The organism is Prevotella sp. TF12-30, assembly GCF_003436715.1.
Classification (GTDB): Bacteria; Bacteroidota; Bacteroidia; order Bacteroidales; family Bacteroidaceae; genus Prevotella; species Prevotella copri_A.
In genome coordinates, this window is record NZ_QSQJ01000038.1 from 13,047 (window position 1) to 34,880 (window position 21,834).

The 21,834-nt window shown below is 45.8% G+C and carries 17 protein-coding genes; 14 read left to right on the forward strand and 3 right to left on the reverse strand.

The genetic code is table 11. The annotated features are described in order from the left end of the window. Positions 1-150 precede the first annotated feature (150 nt). From dapA to DXD25_RS12740, 5 genes are all read left to right on the forward strand, one after another. The gene (dapA, locus tag DXD25_RS12720) at positions 151-1,038 is read left to right on the forward strand and encodes a 4-hydroxy-tetrahydrodipicolinate synthase (protein ID WP_117663831.1); all 888 of its coding nucleotides are present in this window, start codon (positions 151-153) and stop codon (positions 1,036-1,038) included. Between the two features lie 89 nt (positions 1,039-1,127). Then, positions 1,128-2,015: an AraC family transcriptional regulator gene (locus DXD25_RS12725; RefSeq protein WP_117663832.1), complete on the forward strand. Its 888-nt coding sequence runs from the start codon at positions 1,128-1,130 to the stop codon at positions 2,013-2,015. Between the two features lie 135 nt (positions 2,016-2,150). Then, positions 2,151-3,554, forward strand: coding sequence for a glucuronate isomerase (gene uxaC, locus DXD25_RS12730; RefSeq protein WP_117663833.1), 1,404 nt, complete (start codon positions 2,151-2,153; stop codon positions 3,552-3,554). Positions 3,555-3,658: 104 nt separating this feature from the next. Then, positions 3,659-4,978, forward strand: a complete 1,320-nt coding sequence (locus DXD25_RS12735; RefSeq protein ID WP_117663834.1) for a YihY/virulence factor BrkB family protein — start codon at positions 3,659-3,661, stop codon at positions 4,976-4,978. 46 nt (positions 4,979-5,024) lie between these two features. Then, positions 5,025-7,205 carry a family 20 glycosylhydrolase gene (locus tag DXD25_RS12740; RefSeq protein ID WP_117663835.1) on the forward strand — a complete coding sequence of 727 codons (2,181 nt, stop codon included), beginning with the start codon at positions 5,025-5,027 and terminating at the stop codon, positions 7,203-7,205. A gap of 564 nt (positions 7,206-7,769) precedes the next feature. Here the strand turns inward: DXD25_RS12740 and rho are convergent. Then, entirely contained in the window at positions 7,770-9,854 is a 2,085-nt protein-coding gene (gene rho / locus DXD25_RS12745; RefSeq protein WP_117663836.1) for a transcription termination factor Rho, read from the reverse strand. Positions 9,855-10,006: 152 nt separating this feature from the next. On the opposite strand from rho, the gene DXD25_RS12750 reads away from it, so the two are divergent. The 7 genes from DXD25_RS12750 to DXD25_RS12780 all read left to right on the forward strand — a co-directional run bounded on the left by DXD25_RS12750 (position 10,007) and on the right by DXD25_RS12780 (position 18,808). Then, the gene (locus tag DXD25_RS12750) at positions 10,007-11,839 is read left to right on the forward strand and encodes an ABC-F family ATP-binding cassette domain-containing protein (RefSeq protein ID WP_117663837.1); all 1,833 of its coding nucleotides are present in this window, start codon (positions 10,007-10,009) and stop codon (positions 11,837-11,839) included. An 87-nt stretch (positions 11,840-11,926) separates the two neighbouring features. After that, entirely contained in the window at positions 11,927-12,532 is a 606-nt protein-coding gene (gene yihA / locus DXD25_RS12755) for a ribosome biogenesis GTP-binding protein YihA/YsxC (protein WP_117663838.1), read from the forward strand. 110 nt (positions 12,533-12,642) lie between these two features. Then, positions 12,643-13,626, forward strand: a complete 984-nt coding sequence (locus DXD25_RS12760) for a Gfo/Idh/MocA family protein (protein WP_089542721.1) — start codon at positions 12,643-12,645, stop codon at positions 13,624-13,626. A gap of 19 nt (positions 13,627-13,645) precedes the next feature. Further along, positions 13,646-14,866 (forward strand): DUF4421 domain-containing protein, encoded by a 1,221-nt coding sequence (locus DXD25_RS12765; protein ID WP_233522311.1) that lies wholly within the window; start codon positions 13,646-13,648, stop codon positions 14,864-14,866. Continuing rightward, entirely contained in the window at positions 14,863-15,726 is an 864-nt protein-coding gene (locus tag DXD25_RS12770) for an N-acetylmuramoyl-L-alanine amidase-like domain-containing protein (protein WP_233522312.1), read from the forward strand. The genes DXD25_RS12765 and DXD25_RS12770 overlap by 4 nt, the downstream gene beginning before the upstream one ends. A gap of 273 nt (positions 15,727-15,999) precedes the next feature. After that, on the forward strand, positions 16,000-18,057 hold the full coding sequence (gene htpG, locus DXD25_RS12775) for a molecular chaperone HtpG (protein ID WP_117663839.1): 2,058 nt from the start codon (positions 16,000-16,002) through the stop codon (positions 18,055-18,057). Between the two features lie 205 nt (positions 18,058-18,262). Further along, a complete protein-coding gene (locus tag DXD25_RS12780; RefSeq protein ID WP_117663840.1) occupies positions 18,263-18,808 on the forward strand; it encodes an RNA polymerase sigma factor in 546 nt (181 codons plus the stop codon). A gap of 134 nt (positions 18,809-18,942) precedes the next feature. Here the strand turns inward: DXD25_RS12780 and DXD25_RS12785 are convergent, their stop codons facing one another. Both DXD25_RS12785 and DXD25_RS12790 read right to left on the reverse strand, forming a co-directional pair. Beyond that, positions 18,943-19,326 (reverse strand): hypothetical protein, encoded by a 384-nt coding sequence (locus tag DXD25_RS12785; protein WP_117663841.1) that lies wholly within the window; start codon positions 19,324-19,326, stop codon positions 18,943-18,945. Positions 19,327-19,364: 38 nt separating this feature from the next. Continuing rightward, complete coding sequence (locus DXD25_RS12790) at positions 19,365-20,822, reverse strand: aminoacyl-histidine dipeptidase (RefSeq protein WP_117663842.1); 1,458 nt, start codon at positions 20,820-20,822, stop codon at positions 19,365-19,367. A gap of 149 nt (positions 20,823-20,971) precedes the next feature. Here DXD25_RS12790 and DXD25_RS12795 point away from each other — a divergent pair, with 149 nt between their 5' ends. Both DXD25_RS12795 and DXD25_RS12800 read left to right on the forward strand, forming a co-directional pair. After that, entirely contained in the window at positions 20,972-21,166 is a 195-nt protein-coding gene (locus DXD25_RS12795; RefSeq protein WP_089542716.1) for a hypothetical protein, read from the forward strand. A gap of 45 nt (positions 21,167-21,211) precedes the next feature. Then, positions 21,212-21,826 carry an OmpH family outer membrane protein gene (locus DXD25_RS12800; RefSeq protein ID WP_117663843.1) on the forward strand — a complete coding sequence of 205 codons (615 nt, stop codon included), beginning with the start codon at positions 21,212-21,214 and terminating at the stop codon, positions 21,824-21,826. The last annotated feature ends 8 nt before the right edge of the window (positions 21,827-21,834 follow it).

The following is a 21,834-nucleotide window of genomic DNA, read 5'->3' on the forward strand; positions in this document are numbered from 1 at the left end:
CGACTGCAAAGTTACTAAAAAAACGTGAAATATGGTATAATAATACAGAATATTTTCAAAAATGGTACAATCTTGAAAGAAAATTGCGATTTTATTTTGCAATATGCTAATAATTGTGTACTTTTGCCAACGATTTTGTTTATTTAGATTATGGCACAGAATATATTTAGGGGCCTTGGTGTTGCCCTCATTACTCCTTTTAAGGCCGATGGTTCGGTAGATTATCAGTCGCTCAAGCGATTGGTAGAGTTCCAAATTGACAATGGTGCAGACTTCCTTTGCATCCTTGCAACAACTGGTGAGGCTCCTTGCCTGACCCAGGAAGAGAAAGACAAGATTACAGAATTGGTGAAAGACGTGAACAAGGGTCGCGTCAAGATATTGAAATATTGTGGCAGCAACAATACTGCTGCTGTCGTAGAGGAAATCAAGAATAGCGACTGGAGTGGCATCGACGGAATCCTCAGCATCTGTCCTTATTATAATAAGCCATCCCAGGAAGGTTTGTATCAGCATTTCAAGGCCATCGCACAGGTTAGTCCGCTGCCTATCGTACTTTATAATGTACCTGGCAGAACCGGTATCAATATGAAGCCGGAAACCACCTGCCGCATAGCCCGCGACTTCCCTAATGTGGTAGCCGTGAAGGAGGCGAGTGGTAGTCTGGAGCAGGTAGATGAGATCATCAAGAACAAGCCGGATAATTTCGAAGTAATCAGCGGTGATGATGCCCTTACTTTCTCTATGATTGCGAGTGGCGCTGCCGGTGTGATTTCTGTCATCGGTAATGCCCTGCCAAAGGCATTCAGCAGAATGATCCGTCTGGAGTTCCGTGGTGAGTACGAGCCAGCCCGCAAGATTCATCATTCCTTCACTGAGCTTTACAGCCTTCTCTTCGTAGATGGTAATCCTGCCGGTGTGAAGGCATTGCTCAATGATATGGGCTTTATCGAAAACGAGCTGCGCCTGCCGCTGGTTCCTACCCGTATCGCTACCAAGCAGAAGATGAGTGAAATCCTCAGAACTTTGAATATTTAATATATTGATTAGTGGTTAGTTGTTATTGATTATTACAAGCATAGAATAATCATTGATAACTAATCACTGATCATTAATCACTATACATTATGGCTGAAGACAGAAGAATCATACATGAGATTACCCCGCTGATGGGTAAGGATGTGCTTTACATTGCCGACAGGCACAAGAAGGAGTTTACCTATCCGATACACAATCATTCGGTGTTCGAACTCAATTTTGTAGAGAATGCGGCGGGAGTAAAGCGTATTGTGGGTGATTCTCAGGAGGTAATTGGCGACTTCGACCTTTGTCTCATCACATCACCTGATCTGGAACACGTATGGGAACAGAACGTCTGTCGCAGTGAAGATATCCGTGAGATTACCATCCAGTTTGATTTCAGTATGGGTGAGGAGACTCTCTTCGGAAGAAATCCGTATGCCAGCATTACCCGCATGATGCAGGAGGCAAAGAAGGGACTTTGCTTTCCTCTGAAGGCGATTATGAAGGTTTATCGATTGCTGGATACCCTGAGTACAGTGAAAGATGGCTTTTATGCCGTGCAGCAGTTTCTCACCATTCTTTATGAACTGTCGAAGTGTGAGAATGCGAGAACCCTGGCTTCGAGCAGTTATGCCAAGGTAGCGGTGGAGGATGACAGCCGCCGTATTCTGAAGGTGAAGAACTATATCTCGAAGAACTATATGGATGAACTCCGTTTGCCGGATCTCGCCTCGCTGGCGGGTATGAGCTCGAGTGCCTTCAGCCGATTCTTCAAGCTCCATACGGGCAGAAACATCTCGGAGTATATCATCGACCTCCGTCTGGGCTATGCCGCCAGAATGCTGGTGGATACTGCAAAAAGCATCAGCGAGATCGGGTTCGACTGCGGTTTCAATAACCTCAGTAACTTCAATCGCATCTTCAAGAAGAAGAAGGGGTGCTCGCCAAGTGAGTTCAGAGAGAACTATCATAAGACCAGAATTATCGTGTAAAATACGCACAACGTAATCGTTTAAGTGAAATAATCAAAAATATTTCCCTTAAACGATTTCTTTTTGGGATATTTGTTGTATCTTTGCGTCATCATTAGTATTATTAAATAAACATTTAAAAACTACTATACAGTTATGAAGCAATTTATGGATGAAAACTTCCTGCTTGACACCAAGACAGCGCAGGATCTTTTCCACAATCATGCGGCTAAGATGCCAATCATCGATTATCACTGCCACCTCATCCCTGAGATGGTTGCGAATGATCACAAGTTCAAGAGCATTACAGAACTCTGGCTCGGTGGTGACCACTACAAGTGGCGTGCTATGCGTACCAATGGTGTAGATGAGCGTTTCTGCACAGGTACTGACACCAGCGACTGGGAGAAGTTCGAGAAATGGGCAGAGACTGTACCATATACTTTCCGTAACCCTCTTTATCACTGGACACACCTGGAGCTCAAGACAGCTTTTGGTATCAACAAGCAGTTGAGCCCTAAGACTGCACGTGAAATCTACGACGAGTGTAATGAGAAGTTGCAGCAGCCTGAGTTCAGCGCTCGCGGCTTGATGCGTCACTATAATGTAGAATGCGTCTGCACAACAGACGATCCTATCGATGATCTCCGTTACCACAAGCAGACACGCGAGAGCGGTTTTGAGATCAAGATGATTCCAGCTTGGCGTCCTGATAAGGCTATGAACATCGAGAAGCCTGATTTCGCTGAGTATATGAACAAGTTGGGCGAGGTAGCTGGTGTTACCCTCACTACTTTTCAGGATATGGTTGATGCTTTGCAGAAGCGTCACGACTTCTTCTCTGAGAATGGCTGCAAGTTGAGCGACCACGGTATCGAGGAGTTCTACGATGAGCCATACACAGATTCTCAGATTGAGACTATCTTCGCTAAGGCTATGCGTGGACAGCAGCTTTCTGCTCTCGAGATCCGTCAGTATAAGCATGCATTCCTGAAGGTTTGCGCTGAGATGGATCACGCTGCCGACTGGACTCAGCAGTTCCACTATGGTGCTATCCGCGACAACAATACATTGATGTACAACAAGCTCGGTGCTGATACCGGTTTCGACTCTATCGGTGAGTTTACTACCGCTAAGGCAATGAGCAACTTCCTCAATGAGCTGAATATGGAGGGTAAGTTGACCCGTACCATCCTCTATACATTGAACCCATGTGCCAACGAGGTAATCGCTACCATGCTTGGTAACTTCCAGGACGGTTCTTGCCCAGGTAAGATCCAGTTCGGTTCTGGCTGGTGGTTCAACGATCAGCTCGATGGTATGACCCGTCAGATGAACGCACTTTCTGTATTGGGTCTTCTGAGCCGTTTCGTAGGTATGTTGACCGACTCACGTTCATTCCTCAGCTACCCACGTCACGAGTATTTCCGTCGTTTGCTCTGCAACCTCCTCGGCAATGATGTAGAGAAGGGCTTGCTTCCTAACGACATGGAGAGCCTCTCTCGCATGGTAGAGGACATCTCTTACAACAACGCTCGCAACTACTTCAAGTTCTACTAAAGAGTAGTAGAATCTGATTAGCAAAATACTAAGACAAATCCCTTCACGGCATCTTCCGGGTGTTGTGAGGGGATTTGTTGCTTGATAACAAAAAACCGGAGTTTATGGGATTGATAGATAAAATAGTAGGTTTCTACGAGGATATCAGGGAGTTGAATTCTTCGAATATCCAGGATTTTCGAGGCAAGATGAAATCTTGGCTCAAGATGGGTATGCTCGCCGGTCGTATCTTCTATATCAAGGATATGTGGGCCAGGGATGTGGCGGCATTGACCTTTGCCTCGTTTATGGCATTGATTCCATTCATGGCGATGATGTTTGTCATTGCCCGCGGTTTCGGTTATACGGCTATGCTGGAGTCGTGGCTATCTACCACTTTCGAGGCGCAACCCGTTGTGGCTCAGACTATCGTAAATTTCGTTCACAATTATATCGAGAACACGCAGAGTAATTATATCATCGGTACGGGTATTGTGATGTTTCTCTATACCATCATCTCACTGATGCAGAAGATAGAGCTCACCTTTGATGACATCTGGCATACGGGTGAGCGTTCGTGGAAGCAGATCGTGACAGAATATCCTACCATCCTTTTCGGACTGGGTATGATGATTCTCTTCGCCTCTTTCTTTAATGTATGGACGGTGAATGTGATAGATGATGTGGATCGGATTGCTGATATGGGAGAGACTATCCCGGCTTTCATTCTGCATGTAGCTGCATTTGTGCCGATGTTCCTATTCTTCGTATTCTGCTATTGCGTGATTCCTAATACCTATATCCGGTTTCGCAGTACGCTGGTGCCTTCGCTTCTGGCGGGCATCAGCATGACGGCATTGCAGTATGGATATATTTATCTGCAGGTATTCCTTTCGAGCTATAACGTAATCTATGGTTCGCTTGCTGCCATTCCGTTGTTTCTTCTGTGGCTCCAGATTTCGTGGGCAATCGTAGTGTTCGGTGCCTTGCTCTGCTATACCAACCAGAACCTTCATCATTATGACCTGGACTTGAAGTACGAACATGTGAAGTTGGAACAGCGTATCAAGGTCTGTGCCGTGGTGATGCATCAGGTGTGCCATCGCTTCAATGATGGTGAGCAGGCTTATACGCCGAAAGATATCCATGAGGTGACGAAGATTCCGCAGCAGATCATCAATCACGCCGTGAAGGAACTGCTTCAGGCAAAGCTGCTGGTGGAAATCCGAAGCGAGAAGAAGGGTAGTTTCGAGGAATCGATCATCCTGCATCCAATCGAGAAGATCGATCATCTTACCTATGGAGCGATGATAGATCGACTCTTTACCTATGGGGCTGATGTTGTGGGACTTGCTGAGCAGAACCCAGACTGGGAAAAGTGGAAAGACATAGATGTCCTGAATGCAGAGTTCGTAGAATGTGGCAAGAGTATAAATTTCGTTTAATATTAATTAGAATAATAGTATATAAACCTTTAAAAACCATTAGTGTATGAGAAAAATGATTTCTTTTGCAGTTTTTGCATTGTTGGCAACCTCGTTGTCGGCGCAGACCGTCGCCAATATGAAGGACCTCAATGCTGAGAAAAAATCGGCTGCTATTAACCTGAAATTGACAGGAACATTAACAACCACGAGAAATTCGGATTTCCGACAGCTTCGTGACTTGTGCTGGCAATTGAGAACTCTGGACTTGAGCGAGGCTACTTGTCCTGTTCTTCCAAAGAATGCCTTCCATTCCCGTCATCATCTGCAGAGTATCATCCTGCCAAACCAGTTGCAGGAGATTGGTAGTCAGGCTTTCTTTGCCTGCGACAATCTGCAGGATGTAGTGATTCCTAAGAGCGTGACGAAGGTGGGAGCTGCAGCCTTTTCTGGTTGCAAGGCATTGAAAAACATCACGATAGACGGAACGCCGGAGTTGGGAGAGTTTGCCTTTGCCAATCTGGAAGGTGTCAAGGTCATCAAGGTGAATTCCAAGATTCCGCCAAAGGCAGCTTCTACCGCTTTTTCGGGTGTAAATATGCGTGGCGTTAAACTGGTGATGCCAAGAGGTAGCGAGAAACTCTATCGCAAGGCGCTGGGATGGAATCACTTCTTCGGTGAGGTGAAGCAGGCGAGAGAAGTCTGCAATCCTGAGGCTTGTCTGATTCCTACCCCGATGGACCTGAAAGTAAATGCCAAGGCGGCACCTTTGCAGGTGGCAGGAAACTGGAAGATCGTAGCTGCCGATGGTCTTGCCAATGAGCAGGAACATGCCGAGAGAATCCTGAAGGAGCGAGTAGAGCAGCAGCATAAGGATTTGAAAAAGGGCGGACAGCTCACTATGACGCTTGCCCTGGATGAGACGCTGGCTGACAATGAGGCTTATACCCTGGATGTGCAGCAGAAGGGAGTTGTAATCAAGGGTAAGACTGCTGCTGGTGTCTTCTACGGTTTAATGACTTTCGACCAGTTGCTCCGTGGCGATGCCTCTAAGGTAGGTTGTGATGCCATCCCGCAGCTGACATTGAAAGACCAGCCTCGCACCCATGTGAGAGAGTTGATGGTGGATCCTTGCCGTATCTTCGTTCCATACGAGGATCTGAAGGCTTTTGTTCCGGAGATGGCCCGCTATAAACTGAATATGCTTCATCTCCATCTCGTAGATGACCAGGCTTGGACCATTGAAATCAAGAAATATCCTAGACTCACTGCCGAGGCGAGTAGCCGATGGGGAATGGACGATATGCTGATGCCTATCAAGGGCTATTATACCCAGGAGCAGATGCGCGACTTCGTGGCATATTGTGCCAAGTATCATATCCAGGTGGTTCCTGAGATTGAAATGCCGGGACATGAGGTAGCTGCCATCAGTGTCTATCCGGAGTTGACCTGTCAGGGTGTTCAGAAACCTATCCGTACCACCTGCGGTGTATCGGATGAGTTGCTTTGTCCGGGTAATGACTTCACTTACGAATTCCTGGGTAATGTATTCAAGGAGTTGGCTGATATCTTCCCTTCAGAATATATCCATCTGGGTGGTGATGAGGCTGGAAATCCTGCGCTCGACTGTTGGACCAACTGTCCTAAGTGCCAGGCATTGAAGAAGAAGCTGGGTATTACCACAACCGACCGCTCTGAGAACTGGAAGTTGCAGGGCTATCTCTTTGACAAGGTGATAGATCTGCTTCGTACCCAGTATCACAAGACTCCAATGTTCTGGTATGAGACCGATTTCAAGAAGATACAGCCTGGTTGTGTTACCTTTGCCTGGCGTGCCGGTTTGACAAAGGAAGCATTGGTAGCGGCTGTAGAGAACAATGCCCGTATCCTGCTTTGTCCTGGAGAGCATTGCTATTTTGATTATCCGATGGCAAAGGGCGATATGCCTGAGGTAAACTGGGGTATGCCTGTAACATCTCTGAAGGCAGCCTATAGCCTGGATCCTGCCTGGGGTATGGGCGAGGAGTTTGAGAAGAACAATCTCTTCGGTGTAGCCGGAACCCTTTGGAGCGAGTGCATCAATTCGCCAGAGCGTATCTACTATCAGGCTTATCCTCGTTCGCTGGCTTTGGCTGAGGCAGGCTGGAGTTTCCAGAAGAACCGTTCATGGGAGGGATTCCTGACCCGCTTGAAGCCAACCGTGAAGGATATGATGAGAAGAGGCATCACTTTCTCTATGGAATATTAATGATGAACTGGAAAGCAAGAAGGGCAAGCTCCAAAAATGGAGCTTGCCCTTTCTCATATTTAAATCTCTCTCACTGTAAAATATAATAGAGATTTCTATTTTTACTTGCTCAAACTAACAGAGTGGCTCATATTAGTCATTTCCGGGATTGAGTTGATTACGTCTCTCAAGAACATACCCATACAAAGTACCATACCTGAAAACATAACTGCGGCTACTGCCATTGTAAAAATAGTCATCATAATCTTTAAATCTTTTTAATTTTTTGTTACTGTTATTCCTTAATACGAGTGCAAAGTTAACACTTTTTTATCAAATAACGGCATTTTATGCTAAGAAATATAAATGCAACAAGTATTTTTTGACCTGTATCAACTACTTCAGATATGTGATGAAAATGACATTTTTATAGTATATTCCCGGTATTGCTGTCATGCTTATATACCGAATCTGCAATCTGTCTTTTTATGTACAGAGATGCTCTGTTTTACCTATCAAATAGAAAGAAAAAGTCCAGTAAGTATGAATGGACTTACTGGACTCTTTTTTGTGTGACATTTATCGTTATGAGTTCATGGAAATGAGGAACTCTTCGTTGTTGCGGGTTTGCTGCATACTCTTGTGGATGGTGTTCATCGCCTCAATCGGGTTCATGTCGGAAATGAACTTGCGGAGAATCCACATACGGTCGAGGGTTGTCTTATCCTGCAAGAGGTCGTCGCGACGGGTAGAAGAAGCCACGAGGTTGACTGCAGGGAAGATACGCTTGTTGCTGAGTGAACGGTCGAGCTGCAACTCCATGTTACCTGTACCCTTGAACTCCTCGAAGATGACCTCATCCATCTTACTACCTGTATCAATAAGGGCTGTAGCGATGATGGTGAGTGAACCGCCGTTCTCGATATTACGGGCTGCACCGAAGAAACGCTTAGGCTTCTGCAATGCATTGGCATCCACACCACCCGTCAACACCTTACCTGATGCTGGGGCTACAGTATTATAGGCACGTGCCAGACGTGTGATAGAGTCGAGGAAGATGACTACATCATGACCGCATTCTACCATACGCTTTGCCTTCTCCAGAACGATACCGGCAATCTTCACGTGGCGCTCGGCTGGCTCATCAAAGGTAGAAGCGATTACCTCGGCATTCACGGTGCGAGCCATATCGGTAACCTCCTCAGGACGTTCGTCGATGAGCAGCATCATCAGGTATGCCTCTGGATGGTTGGCTGCAATGGCATTGGCAATATCCTTCATCAGGATGGTCTTACCGGTCTTTGGCTGAGCCACGATGAGTGCACGCTGTCCCTTACCGATAGGTGAGAAGAGATCTACTATGCGGGTACTCAGGTTGGTGGTACGGCGGTCGCCGCAGAGCTCAAACTTTTCGTTAGGGAAGAGTGGGGTGAGGTGCTCGAATGGAACACGGTCTCTTACATCCGATGGGTCACGACCGTTGATTTTGTCGATGCTGGTGAGCGGGAAGTACTTTTCACCCTCATGTGGTGGACGAACGTGGCACTGGATGACATCACCAGTCTTCAATCCGTAGCGCTTCACAAAATTGGTAGCTACGTAGATATCATCTGGAGATGAGAGATAGTTGAAATCGCTGCTGCGAAGGAAGCCATATCCATCAGAGAGTACTTCGAGTACGCCATTGGCAGAGATGATATCTGTAAAATCATATTCCGGTTCCTGACTTACCTCCTTAGGGGCCTGTGCAGAAGCTGGTGCTGCAGTTGCTGCCGGAGTCATCGGACGGTCGAAGATATCGTATGTAGGCATGGCTGCCTGATCCTCGATTGGTAAATCTACCACGGTGATGAAATCGGTGCCATCGCCCGGGTCGCCTGACCAGATACCATCTGGTGTAGTCTCGGCTACAGCTGGCTCAGGAGTATGTTTTGGAGTATTGTTTTCTTTTGGTTCTGCAGGAGTACTGTTCTCGTTGTGAGCATTCATCTTAGCCTGGAGCATGGCAATCAACTCACTGTTGTCATTGCCCGAACCGTCGGCAGTAAACTGCGCCTCAGGAATCTCTGTCTCCTGGTTGTCAGATACAGGAGCTTCTTCGGTTGGCTGCTCATTGCTTGCCAGAGCTGTAGCCATAGCTTCTTCCTCAGAAACAGTAGCCTGCTCTGTTGGGCTTTCAGTATTGTCTGTATGATCTGCATTTTCGGTTGGTAGCTCAGCAGTATTTTCTGCTGCCTTCATTCCTTCCTGCTGCATTTTGATGGCAGCCGCTTTAGCAGCCGCAATGGCTTCCAGTTCTGCCTTGCTCTTGCGCCCTCTGTGCTTAGGGAAAGCAGCCAGTGGGTCAACGCTAGCAGGGATAGCTTGTGGAGTGTCTCCTTCAGTGGTTGTATCAGTAGCGGCAGGGCCGTTAACCTGGTTTTTCATAACATCGAAGTTTTCTCCCTCGATTCCATGAACAGAATATACTCGATCTTCTTTCTTGCTGGCGATGCGTGTGCGTTTACGCTTTTGCGCAGCACCGTCTGCTGATGCCTCTGCCAAAGCATCAAGAATCGTATAGATAATCGTTTCCTTATTGTCGCCAGATTTAATCTTGACGCCAATTTCTTTTGCAAGGTCCTTCAGTTGAAGGACACTTTTTGCTGATAATTCGTCTTTGCTATACATTATTATATATTGTATATTATATGATTTTTCTATGAAATGTAGCGTTTCTACAATGGAAACACTAGATGTATTTGAACTTTTCGAGTGCAAAGATAAGCAAAAAATTTGTTTCTGCCAAATTTTTTCTGTAACTTTGCACAAAAATAACGAAAATGGCAAGTCAAATACCGTATTTAGACGTTCAAAACCTCACCAAACGCTTTGGAGCAGAGGTTCTTTTTGATAAAATATCCTTCTCTATAGCTGAAGGACAGAAAGTGGGACTCGTGGCACGCAATGGCACGGGTAAATCTACATTGATGTCGGTGCTCATGGATAAGGAGGGACATGAGAGTGGTGATATCATCTATCGACGCGACTTAAAGGTGGGCTATCTGGAACAATCTCCTAAGTTTGATCCAGAGGAAAGCGTGCTGGAAGCTTGCTTCAATCATGAGGATGATCCAGAAAAGGTGCTCAAGGCAAAGCAGATCCTCACTCAGTTGCATATCACCAATATGGACCAGCCGATGGGACAGTTGAGTGGAGGACAGCAGAAGCGTGTGGCACTTGCCAATGTGCTGATAGATGAGCCTGACTTCCTGATGCTCGATGAGCCTACCAATCACCTCGACCTGGAGATGATAGAGTGGCTGGAGGGTTATCTGAATCGTGGCAACAAGACCATCTTCATGGTTACGCACGACCGTTTCTTCCTCGATAAGGTATGTAATACCATCCTGGAGCTCGACGATAAGACCATCTACACCTATCGTGGAAACTATGCCTACTATCTGGAAAAGCGCCAGGAACGTATGGATAATCTGCGTGCAGAAATCCAGCATTCCAAGAATCTCTATCGCAGAGAGCTGGACTGGATGCGTCGTCAGCCTCAGGCTCGAGGTCATAAGGCGAAATATCGTGAGGATGCTTTCTATGAGTTGGAGAAGGTAGCCAAGCAGCGCATCGAAGACCGTCAGGTAAGATTGAAGGCTTCTACCGTATATATTGGTTCGAAAATCTTCGAATGCCAGTATGTGAGCAAGGCTTTTGATGACAGAGGAAAGAAGAAGGTGATTCTCGATAACTTCTACTACAACTTTGCCCGATTTGAGAAGATGGGTATCGTAGGTAATAATGGTACGGGAAAATCTACTTTCATCAAGATGCTCCTGGGTGAGGTGCAGCCGGATAGTGGTAAGTTTGACATTGGTGAGACTGTGCGCTTTGGCTATTTCTCGCAGGAGGGACTCAAGTTCAGGGAAGACCAGAAGGTGATAGATGTCATCACGGAGATAGCCGACTATATCGACCTGGGCAACGGCAAGCACATGACGGCTTCGCAGTTCCTGCAGTTCTTCCTCTTTACTCCCGAGGAGCAGCACAACTATGTATATAAGTTGAGTGGTGGCGAGAAGCGCAAACTCTATCTCTGTACGGTGTTGATGAGGAATCCTAACTTCCTGGTGCTCGATGAGCCTACCAACGACCTCGATATCCAGACCCTCCAGGTATTGGAAGAATACTTGCAGGATTTCGCCGGATGCGTAATCGTGGTGAGTCACGACCGTTACTTCATGGACAAGGTGGTAGATCATCTCCTGGTATTCAAGGGCGAAGGCGAAATTCAGGATTTCCCTGGCAACTATACCCAGTATAGAGACTGGAGCAGGTTGCAGGAGAAGGATGAAGCAGAAAAAGTTGCAGCTACGGCTAAAAATGCAGGCAATAACAATACGGCTGCCAATGATGGTGCCGGCACAGCCAAGCGTGATGCCAACTTTGAGAACAAGCGTAAGATGAGCTATAAGGAGAAGCGTGAATATGAACAGCTGACCCAGGAAATAGAGAAGCTTACCGATGAGCAGAAAAAGTTGGAAGAAGCCCTTTGCAGTGGTACCCTGTCGGTAGAGGAATTGACCGAAAAGAGCAAGCGTCTGCCGGAAATCAAGGATGAGCTTGACGAGAAGGAAATGAGGTGGCTGGAACTGTCAGAGATGCTATAGACATTGAACTTTGAGCGGTTGAATATTGAACTTTATGATTAGTTCGTGTGCTGCCTATAATAATAATTATAAAAGAATATAGAAAGAATGGAAATCAAGAAATCAGAATTTACGATATCTGCTCCACGCGTGAGCATGTGTCCAAAAGATAATAAGGCTGAGTATGCTTTTATCGGCCGTAGTAATGTAGGCAAATCGAGCCTCATCAATATGCTTTGCAATCATAAGGGTTTGGCTAAAACTTCTGCTACACCGGGTAAAACATTGCTTATCAATCATTTTATCATCAATAATGAATGGTATCTGGTTGACCTTCCTGGCTATGGTTTCGCCAAACGCTCGAAGACAGTACAGAAACAGTTGGAGCAGATGATCAGCAGTTATATCCTGCAGCGCCCACAGTTGGCGAATGTCTTCGTTCTGATCGATGTGCGTCATGAGCAGCAAAAGATTGACCGTGAGTTCGTGGATTGGCTGGGCGAAAGCAATGTGCCTTTCTGTATCGTCTTTACCAAGGCGGATAAGTTGGGGCCGGTAAAGGCTCGTATGAATGCCGAGAAATGGATGCACGCTCTGGAGGACCGTTGGGAGGCACTTCCTCCTTACTTCATCACCAGTAGTGAGAAGAAGACGGGTCGTGATGAAGTACTCGACTATATTGACGAAATCAATAAATCACTGGCAGAAGAGTAAAAGCCTGCCATCTGGATCTATTGGGTCAAGATATACTCAGCCGGATTCTGGTATATAATCGTGTCCGGATAAACAATATTCAGGTAAAATCAGAATATAAAAGTAATAGGATGAAACAGATAAACTGGGGATTTATCGGCTGCGGAGAAGTAACCGAGAAGAAGAGCGGACCTGCCTTCAATGAGGTAGAGGGTTCGCAGGTCGTTGCGGTGATGAGCCGTAGCGAGAAGAAGGCTCGTGGTTATGCCGAGCGTCATCATATACGAAAATGGTACACCGATGCACAGGAACTCATCGATGATCCAGATGTGAATGCAATATATATCGCTACGCCACCATCATCGCATGCCACCTTCGCCATTATGGCAATGCGTGCCGGCAAACCGGTATATATCGAGAAACCATTGGCGGCAAGCTATAGCGATTGTATTCGTATCAACCGTATCAGCGAGCAGACGGGGGTGCCATGTTTTGTTGCCTATTACCGTCGTTATCTTCCTTATTTTCAAAAAGTAAAGGAGATTATCAAAAGTGGTGCTATAGGTGATGTCATCAATGTACAGGTTCGTTTTTCTGTGCCTCCACGTGATCTGGACACCAAGAGTGGCAAGGAGATGCCTTGGAGATTGCAGCCGGATATTGCCGGTGGAGGATATTTCTACGACCTGGCTCCTCATCAGATAGACCTGTTGCAGGATCTCTTTGGAGTCATCACCCGTGCCCATGGTTATCCTGCCAACCGTGCGCATCTTTATGATGCAGAAGATACGGTATCTGCCTGTTTCTTCTTCGAAAGTGGTATTCCGGCGAGCGGCAGTTGGTGCTTCGTGGGACATGAGAGTGCCAAGGAAGACTGTATTGAGGTGATTGGCGACAAAGGTTCGCTCTCTTTCTCTGTCTTTACCTATCAGCCTATCGAGTTGATAACTAGCGAGGGCAGATCGAGCATCACCGTTGCCAATCCACCGTATGTTCAGTTGCCTATCATCAGAAATGTGATAGAGCATCTGCAGGGCATCAATACCTGTACCTGCACCAGTGTTTCTGCTACCCCGGTAAACTGGGTGCTTGATCGTGTGCTTTGGAAGAATTAGAAAGGATACCCTAAATGGGATGAGAAAAATTGGTATTATAGTAGGACTGCTGTATCTCGTTCTGCTGCCACTGATGGCGGCGGAGCGAGATACGTTGGAATGCCCTGTAAGACAGGATTCATCTCTCATCAAGACCCTTTTCAATTCTTCGATGTTCAAGGGTAATACTCAGGACAGCTTGATTCGTGCCCGTCATGAGCGCACTTTCTTTCATCGTCTGGGTAAGACCTTCACTACCTTCTTTAGAGAGTTCTCCAATATAGATGAAAGGTATATAGAACCGCAGCACTTCAACTATACGGTGATGCTGCAGAATACCAATACCTACGAGGAATATACCCTGTATGGCAAGGAGGGGCAGCGAATCTCCTTTGCGCCTGATCCTTCCTGGCGCCTGGGACCTTATCTGGGATGGCGATGGGTATTCCTGGGTTATACCCTCGACCTGAAGCATATCAATACCAAGGATAATCATAGCAGCAAGAAGGAGTTCAACCTGAGTCTGTACAGCAGTTTGCTGGGTGTGGATCTGTTCTGGCGCCAGACGGGTAATGATTATCATATTCAGCGAATGAATCTGGGTGATCATATCAATACGGATGCTCTGAGAAAAGTATCTTTCGATGGTTTTAAAAGTAGTATTAAAGGCTTGAATCTTTACTACATATTTAATCATCGTAAGTTCTCATATCCAGCAGCTTACTCTCAAAGTACAAGACAGAAGAAAAGTGCTGGCTCATGGATGGTAGGACTGGGATATACCCAGCATCAGCTGGAAGTGGATTGGGATAAGCTTTCTGCCATAGTGGATGAGCGGCTCAATCAGAAAACCAAGCAACAGTTGGAGGCTAAAATTGATAGCAGTCTGATGTTCTCGAAAGTGAAGTATAGCGATTATTCCGCTACGGTGGGATATGGCTATAACTGGGTGTTTGCCAAAAACTGGCTCTTCAATGCCTCCCTCTCCGTAGGTCTTGCCTATAATCACTCCAAATCGGGAGACCCGGAAAAGGATAAGTTTGATCTGAAGAACTTCAACTTCAAGAATTTCAATTTTGATGGTGTCGGCCGTTTTGGAGTGGTATGGAACAACGACCGCTGGTATGCAGGTGCCAGTACTGTCATCCATTCGTATAATTATCACAAGGATCATTTCTCAACCAACAGTTCCTTCGGTTCGCTCAATATTTATGTGGGTGTGAACTTTGGAAAGAAACGAGAATATAAAAATGTAAAATGATGAAAGTAAAGCACAGTTTTTTAGTTTTTGCAGCGGCATTCCTGATGGTAATGCCTGCTTTTGCCAAGACGGGCGTGGTTTATCAGCGCCAGGATAGTCTGCGAATCGTATCCTTGCTGCAGCAGGCGAAGGCGATGAAGAAAAAGCCTGCCAACTGGATGATGTGGTTTGGAAAGCAGTTTGTGGGTATTCCTTATGTGGGTGGCACCTTGGACAGAACACAGGAAGAGCTGCTCGTGGTGAATACCAGGGAGCTGGATTGTACTACCTACGTGGAAATCGTGACTGCCCTGACGATGTGTGCCAAGCATCAGGAAACCAGTTTTGCAGCTTTCTGTAATCATCTGAAGCACGTGCGCTATATCGGCGGAGAGGTAGCGTATGTAAAACGCCAGCACTATTTCACCCTCTGGGTGGATGACAATGTAAAGGAAGGCATCGTGAAGGATATTCAGAATAATCCTCCCTTCACTGAAGTCCAGACCATCAACGTAAATTGGATGTCCACCCATCCTTCCAGTTACAAGATGCTTTTGGCTCATCCGCAGTGGAAGTCGGGTATCCGTGCTTTGGAGCAGAGCATCAACGGCAAGCGCTATCGCTATATCCCGAAAGGGGAGATTCGTAACAACCAGCTTTTCAGAAATACCATCAAGGATGGTGATATCCTTCTGATGATAACTCGAAAGAAGGGATTGGACACCACGCATATTGGTATTGCTTCCTGGCATAAGGATGGATTACATCTGCTCAATGCCAGCAGCATCCACAAAAAAGTGATTGATGAACCGATGACACTTTATACCTATATGCAGAAGCATCCATCTCAGATAGGTATCCGAGCTTGTAGGGTGTTATAAAATTTCGGAATATGAATGCTGATGTCGGAAAGCCTGTAAATAGGGCATTTTTCACATTTAATATTTTCCCTTAAGGATAGTTCTTTTTTTCCTTAAGGGAAAATATTTTTTTCCTTAAGGCTTTTTATTTTTTCCCTTAAGGCTTATTGCTTGTTCTGATGATATTGTCAGATTTATTCTGCCATTTTGTTCTTTTCTCCCTTTTTGGCACGTTATTTGTAAAACCTATAGCAAAAACAAATAAAGTAAAACATATAAATAAACATTATAATTATGGCACAGAAAGGTAATATCGGTGTAACGACAGAGAACATTTTCCCTGTCATCAAGAAATTCTTATATTCAGATCATGACATCTTCCTCCGTGAGATGGTTTCCAACGCTGTGGATGCTACACAGAAGTTGAAGACTCTTGCTGCCCAGGGCGACTTCAAGGGTGAGATTGGTGACACAACAGTGCGTATCTCTCTAGATGAGAAGGCTGGTACCTTGACCATCAGCGACCGTGGTATCGGTATGACTGAGGAGGAAATCGATAAATATATCAACCAGATTGCATTCTCAGGTGTAACTGACTTCCTTGATAAGTATAAGGAGAATGCCAATGCCATCATCGGTCACTTCGGACTCGGTTTCTATTCTTCTTTCATGGTAGCCAGCAAGGTGGAAATCATCACCAAGAGCTATAAAGAGGGTAGCAAGGCTGTAAAGTGGAGCTGCGATGGTTCACCTGCTTTCGAAATCGAGGACGCTGACAAGGCTGACCGCGGTTCAGATATCGTTCTCCATATTGCTGACGACTGCAAGGAATTCCTCCAGAAGAGCAAGATTGAGGAACTCCTGAACAAGTACTGCAAGTTTATGGCAGTGCCTGTAGCCTTCGGCAAGAAGACTGAGTGGAAGGACGGCAAGAACGTGGAGACAGACGAGGATAACATTATTAATAATGTGGAGCCTCTCTGGACCAAGACTCCTAGCACCTTGAAGGATGAGGACTACAAGAAGTTCTATCATACTCTCTATCCAATGCAGGACGATCCATTGTTCTGGATTCACCTGAACGTAGATTTCCCATTCAACCTGACGGGTATTCTCTACTTCCCACGCATCAAGAACAGCATCGACATGCAGCGTAACAAGATTCAGCTGTATTGCAACCAGGTATTCGTTACCGACCAGGTAGAGGGCATTGTTCCTGAGTTCCTGACCCTGTTGCATGGTGTCATTGACTCACCAGACATCCCATTGAACGTGAGCCGCAGCTACTTGCAGAGCGATAGCAACGTGAAGAAGATTTCTACCTATATCACTAAGAAGGTGGCAGATCGTCTGAGCTCAATCTTCAAGGAGAACCGCAAGGAATTCGAGGAGAAGTGGGATGATCTCAAGCTCTTCATCAATTATGGTATGCTTTCACAGGAAGATTTCTACGAGCGTGCCAAGGACTTCGCACTCCTGAAGGATGTTGAGGGCAAGTACTTCACTTACGAGGAGTACAAGACGCTGATCAAGGACAACCAGACGGATAAGGATGGCAATCTGGTATATCTCTATGCTAACAATAAGGAGGAGCAGTACTCTTACATCGAGGCTGCCAAGCAGAAGGGTTACTCTGTGCTCCTGATGGAAGGTCAGCTCGATACACCTATGGTAAATATGTTGGAGCAAAAGTTGGAGAAAAGTCGCTTTACCCGTGTGGATGCGGATATCATCGACCGACTCATCGTGAAGGAAGATGCCAAGAAGACAGATTTGACAAAGGATCAGTCTGACAATTTGACAGAGGTGTTCCGTTCTCAGATGCCTAAGCTCGACAAGGCAGAGTTCTTCGTGGAGATTCAGGCTTTGGGTGAGCAGAACCAACCTGTGCTCATTACTCAGAACGAGTATATGCGCCGTATGAAGGCAATGAGTCAGTTCCAGGCAGGTATGAACTTCTATGGTCAGATGCCAGACAGCTACAACATCGTATTGAACTCAGACCATGCATTGGTGAAGAAGGTATTGGAGGATGCTGAGGCTAATACCGCCGAAAGCCTGAAGCCAATCCTTGCAGAAATCAAGGGTCAGGAAGCTCGTCTCGCTGTGCTTCATCAGGAGCAGGGTAAGAAGAAGCCAGAAGAGATTACCCAGGAGGAGAAGGATGATGTTCACAACACGGAGAAGGCTATCAGCGATGAGAAGGCTAAGCGCAACGATATCATCTCTGGTTATGCCAAGAACAACAACATCGTTCATCAGCTCATCGACCTCGCTTTGTTGCAGAATGGTATGCTGAAGGGTGCTTCTCTCGATGCTTTCCTGAAGAGAAGTGTGGATATGATCAAGTAATTGCTGCTTTATAAAAAGTATATTACTTTACGTAGTGTAACATCAAATGTTACAAATCGTATCTAGATATGTGCTAAATGTTTCAATGTAGGCATTTAGCACATTTTTTTGTTTCTTTTCTTTGGTGATATTATCTGTTTTTTGTACCTTTGCACTACTTGATCGAAGAAACAAATAAACTATAAACAGATAAAACCCTCCTGATATGAAACAGAATGTTGAACCAGAACAGGATGTTGCATCTAAAAAATGCATCATTGCTGATTATTACACAAATCATTATGACGAACTCAAGAAGTTTGTGATATCTCGTCTGCAAGTTGTGGATGAGGCTGAGGATATTGTGCAGGATATCTTTGTCCGACTTCTGCAGTCGGATCAGATGATATCACCGGTAACTCTGCCTTGTCTGGTCTATACAATGGCAAGGAATAAAATCGTCGATTATTGGCGTTGCAGACAGCAATATGAGAAGTATGAGCATTTTATCAGGAAGGGCAGTTGGATAAATAGTTCTTCTGAAGGGGTGGAGTCTATCTTCTCGGCTCGTGAAGTGAATGAGATACTGGAGCGGGGTATTGCTCAGCTTACAGAGAGCCAGCGTTCAGTATATCGTCTGAATCTCTACGAAGATATGCCGGTTCGTCAGATTGCGGTAACCCTAAATCTGAAATATAAACAAGCAGAAAAGAAACTGGGAGTTGCCCGTAAGAAGGTTCGTGGTTTTGTTGAGAAGGCTTTGGCAGGATGAGGTCCCTTGGCTAGAGGTTTTATCACGAAAATAAGGCTGCATTCCCTTTGATAGGAGTGCAGCCTTGTTTTTATGTTTTTCTAATTTTACAATCTAAACTTGAATTCTTGATTTTAGCTTTTTTTGAGATAGAATCAGTTCTCTTTGAAAGCGATGACTCGGGTCAAAGCCTTGTCAAGATAGAATGTCTGGGTGAGTTCTTCTTTCTTGCCATCATGAGTAGTCAACTGGTAGGTGGCTCTCAGATACATTAAGGTATCTGGGAAGGTGCCATCGTTATAGTCGATGTTCTTTTTCATATATGGCAACTGGTTCATCTCCTGACGCATAGATTTTACTCTGTTAAAATCGATCATGGCTGTAGGAGTGAGTTGGCTGAAGCGTTTAAAGCTACAATCTTCGTTTTCCAGGTTTTCATTGAGGAAATCCTTGACGAGTGATTGAGCCTTGTGCTGGTCGCCACAGGAAGTGAGAACCAGCGCCAAGCCTAATGTCAATACGAATAGTATCTTCTTCATGATTTCATATCCTTTGTTAGGAATTCACTCAGTTCTTCTTACTTCACGCTGCGGAGGATATCCAGCAGGTGATCCCATACCATCTGAACGGTAGGAATCAGAAGTGCTTCCTCTGGTGTGTGAACATTGCGAAGGGTAGGACCGAAACTTACCATATCGAGGTCTGGATAACGCTCTGAGAAGAGACCGCACTCCAGACCGGCGTGGATACCCTTTACCCATGGCTCCTTGCCGAAGAGTTTCTCGTAACTCTTCACGGTAATGTCGGTCAGCTTGCTGTTGGCACGCATCTTCCATGCAGGATACTTGCCTCCCACGTTTACTTCGGCACCTGCCAGAAGAAAGGCTGCCTTCACGGTGTTGGTCATGTTGTCCAGGTTGCTCATCACATTGCTGCGCTGAGAAGCCACGATGTTGATGCTATTCTCGTCGGTCATCACGCTTGCAACATTGCTGGATGTCTCTACCATCTCGGCAAGTGCCTCGTCCTGACAGGTGGTGAGTGGACCATTATCTACAGCCTGTAAAGCCATGATGAACTTATCGGCTACGGCCTTCTCGATAACAGGAGCTGCATCGGCAGAACCCATGTTGAAAAGCATAGACTGCTCAGTTACGTGGAACTCATCTTCTACCTCAGATGCGAAGATATTCCAGTCTGCACGTACCTGCTCCTTTGCCTCATTCTTGACAGCAAAGACAATCTTGCCGTCGCGAGGGATGGCGTTATGCATCTTGCCGCTGTTGAAGCTTACCAGACGAAGGGCACCATTGAGTTTCTCGTTCTCCAGGAAGAGGAAGCGGGCAAGTACCTTGATGGCATTGGCGCGCTTCTTGTTGATGTCATCACCAGAGTGACCGCCGTTGAGACCTTTCAGGGATGCCTCCATGAAGAAGTAGCCTGCTGGAGCCTCTTCGCGGGTGAAGTGGAAGGTAGCCTTGGTAGTCTGGCCGCCTGCGCAGGATACGAAAATCTGACCCTCATCCTCTGAGTCAAGGTTGATGAGCATCTTGCCGGTCATGAAACCAGCCTTCATACCTACAGCACCTGTCAAGCCGGTCTCCTCGTCACGGGTGAAGACGCACTCGATAGGACCATGCTCGATGTCATTGGCTGCGAGGATGGCAAGCTCGATGGCACATCCGATACCATCGTCAGCACCTAGGGTAGTACCTTTTGCCTTCAACCATTCACCATCTACGTAGGTCTGGATGGCATCCTTGTGGAAGTCGAACTCTACGTCCACCAGTTTGTCGCATACCATATCCATGTGACTCTGAAGGATGATGGTGTCAGCGTTCTCATATCCTGGGGTGGCAGCCTTGCGAATCAATACGTTGCCAGTCTCATCAACAACAGTCTCAAGGTTATGGCTCTTGCCAAATTCCTTCAAAAACTCAATCATGTTCTCCTCGTGCTTGGAAGGACGAGGTATCTCGTTGATTTTAGCGAACTGCTCGAACACAAGAGCAGGTTTTAATTCATTTTTTTCCATTGATAATGTTATTTTGTATGTATTATTCTCTTATTTTGTTATTTTTGCATCAAGAAAGTCATTTATTTATGAGATTTCTTTTGCTTTTTGCCCGAAAAATCGTACCTTTGCAACGTGAAGTGCACTAAGGCACTGCAAAGGTAATAAAAATGATAAAATTAATGTTATTAAGTCTGTTAATAATTGCTATCGCAATGGCATTATTTAGTGTGAAGCTGATTTTTAAGAAGAATGGTAAGTTCTCTTCTCAGCATGTTCACGACAATCCTGGTTTGCGCAAGATGGGTATCCACTGTGTGGTTGACCAAGACCGCGAAGCGCGCGAAGCAAACAAGGCGTATTAAATCATTTTAGTTTTAGGAATAAATAATAATAAAAATACAGAAGAAATGAAAAAGAACATTTTGAGTTCAGTGGCTATTGCTGCTGTAGCTGCCTTGTCGTTGGCATCATGCAATAAGTCACAGCCTCAGGTTGAGGCTAAGTCTGAGAGCAAGGCTCCAGCAGAGTTGAAGATTGCATACGTAGAGGTTGACTCTATCATGACTCAATACACATTCGCTAAGGAGTATGCTGCCTTGCTGGAGAAAAAGGGTCAGAATATTCAGGCTACTATCGCTCAGAAGGGTCAGCAGTTGCAGGCAGCTGCTGCTAACTTCCAGCAGAAGATTCAGCAGAATGCTTACACCCGTGAGCAGGCTGAGGCTATCCAGGCTGGTTTGCAGAAGCAGAACAATGATCTTCAGGGATTGCAGCAGCGTTTGAGCAATGAGTTTGCTGCTGAGCAGAACAAGTACAACAAGGCTCTCCACGACAGCATTGCTAACTATCTGGCTCAATATAACAAGGACAAGAAGTATAGCATCATCTTCTCTAAGAGTGGTGACAATCTGCTTTATGCTGATAAGGCATACGATATTACCAGTGAGGTTATCACTGGCTTGAACAAGGCTTACAAGGGCAAGTTGAAGGGTGCAGAGGAAACTCCTGCCAAGAAGAAGTAATATTCCGG

Excerpts from the sequence above, each read along its gene's own strand:
- dapA (WP_117663831.1), top strand. The coding sequence starts at position 151 with ATGGCACAGAATATATTTAGGGGCCTTGGTGTTGCCCTCATTACTCCT.
- DXD25_RS12725 (WP_117663832.1), top strand. The coding sequence starts at position 1,128 with ATGGCTGAAGACAGAAGAATCATACATGAGATTACCCCGCTGATGGGT.
- uxaC (WP_117663833.1), top strand. The coding sequence starts at position 2,151 with ATGAAGCAATTTATGGATGAAAACTTCCTGCTTGACACCAAGACAGCG.
- DXD25_RS12735 (WP_117663834.1), top strand. The coding sequence starts at position 3,659 with ATGGGATTGATAGATAAAATAGTAGGTTTCTACGAGGATATCAGGGAG.
- DXD25_RS12740 (WP_117663835.1), top strand. The coding sequence starts at position 5,025 with ATGAGAAAAATGATTTCTTTTGCAGTTTTTGCATTGTTGGCAACCTCG.
- rho (WP_117663836.1), bottom strand. The coding sequence starts at position 9,854 with ATGTATAGCAAAGACGAATTATCAGCAAAAAGTGTCCTTCAACTGAAG.
- DXD25_RS12750 (WP_117663837.1), top strand. The coding sequence starts at position 10,007 with ATGGCAAGTCAAATACCGTATTTAGACGTTCAAAACCTCACCAAACGC.
- yihA (WP_117663838.1), top strand. The coding sequence starts at position 11,927 with ATGGAAATCAAGAAATCAGAATTTACGATATCTGCTCCACGCGTGAGC.
- DXD25_RS12760 (WP_089542721.1), top strand. The coding sequence starts at position 12,643 with ATGAAACAGATAAACTGGGGATTTATCGGCTGCGGAGAAGTAACCGAG.
- DXD25_RS12765 (WP_233522311.1), top strand. The coding sequence starts at position 13,646 with ATGAGAAAAATTGGTATTATAGTAGGACTGCTGTATCTCGTTCTGCTG.
- DXD25_RS12770 (WP_233522312.1), top strand. The coding sequence starts at position 14,863 with ATGATGAAAGTAAAGCACAGTTTTTTAGTTTTTGCAGCGGCATTCCTG.
- htpG (WP_117663839.1), top strand. The coding sequence starts at position 16,000 with ATGGCACAGAAAGGTAATATCGGTGTAACGACAGAGAACATTTTCCCT.
- DXD25_RS12780 (WP_117663840.1), top strand. The coding sequence starts at position 18,263 with ATGAAACAGAATGTTGAACCAGAACAGGATGTTGCATCTAAAAAATGC.
- DXD25_RS12785 (WP_117663841.1), bottom strand. The coding sequence starts at position 19,326 with ATGAAGAAGATACTATTCGTATTGACATTAGGCTTGGCGCTGGTTCTC.
- DXD25_RS12790 (WP_117663842.1), bottom strand. The coding sequence starts at position 20,822 with ATGGAAAAAAATGAATTAAAACCTGCTCTTGTGTTCGAGCAGTTCGCT.
- DXD25_RS12795 (WP_089542716.1), top strand. The coding sequence starts at position 20,972 with ATGATAAAATTAATGTTATTAAGTCTGTTAATAATTGCTATCGCAATG.
- DXD25_RS12800 (WP_117663843.1), top strand. The coding sequence starts at position 21,212 with ATGAAAAAGAACATTTTGAGTTCAGTGGCTATTGCTGCTGTAGCTGCC.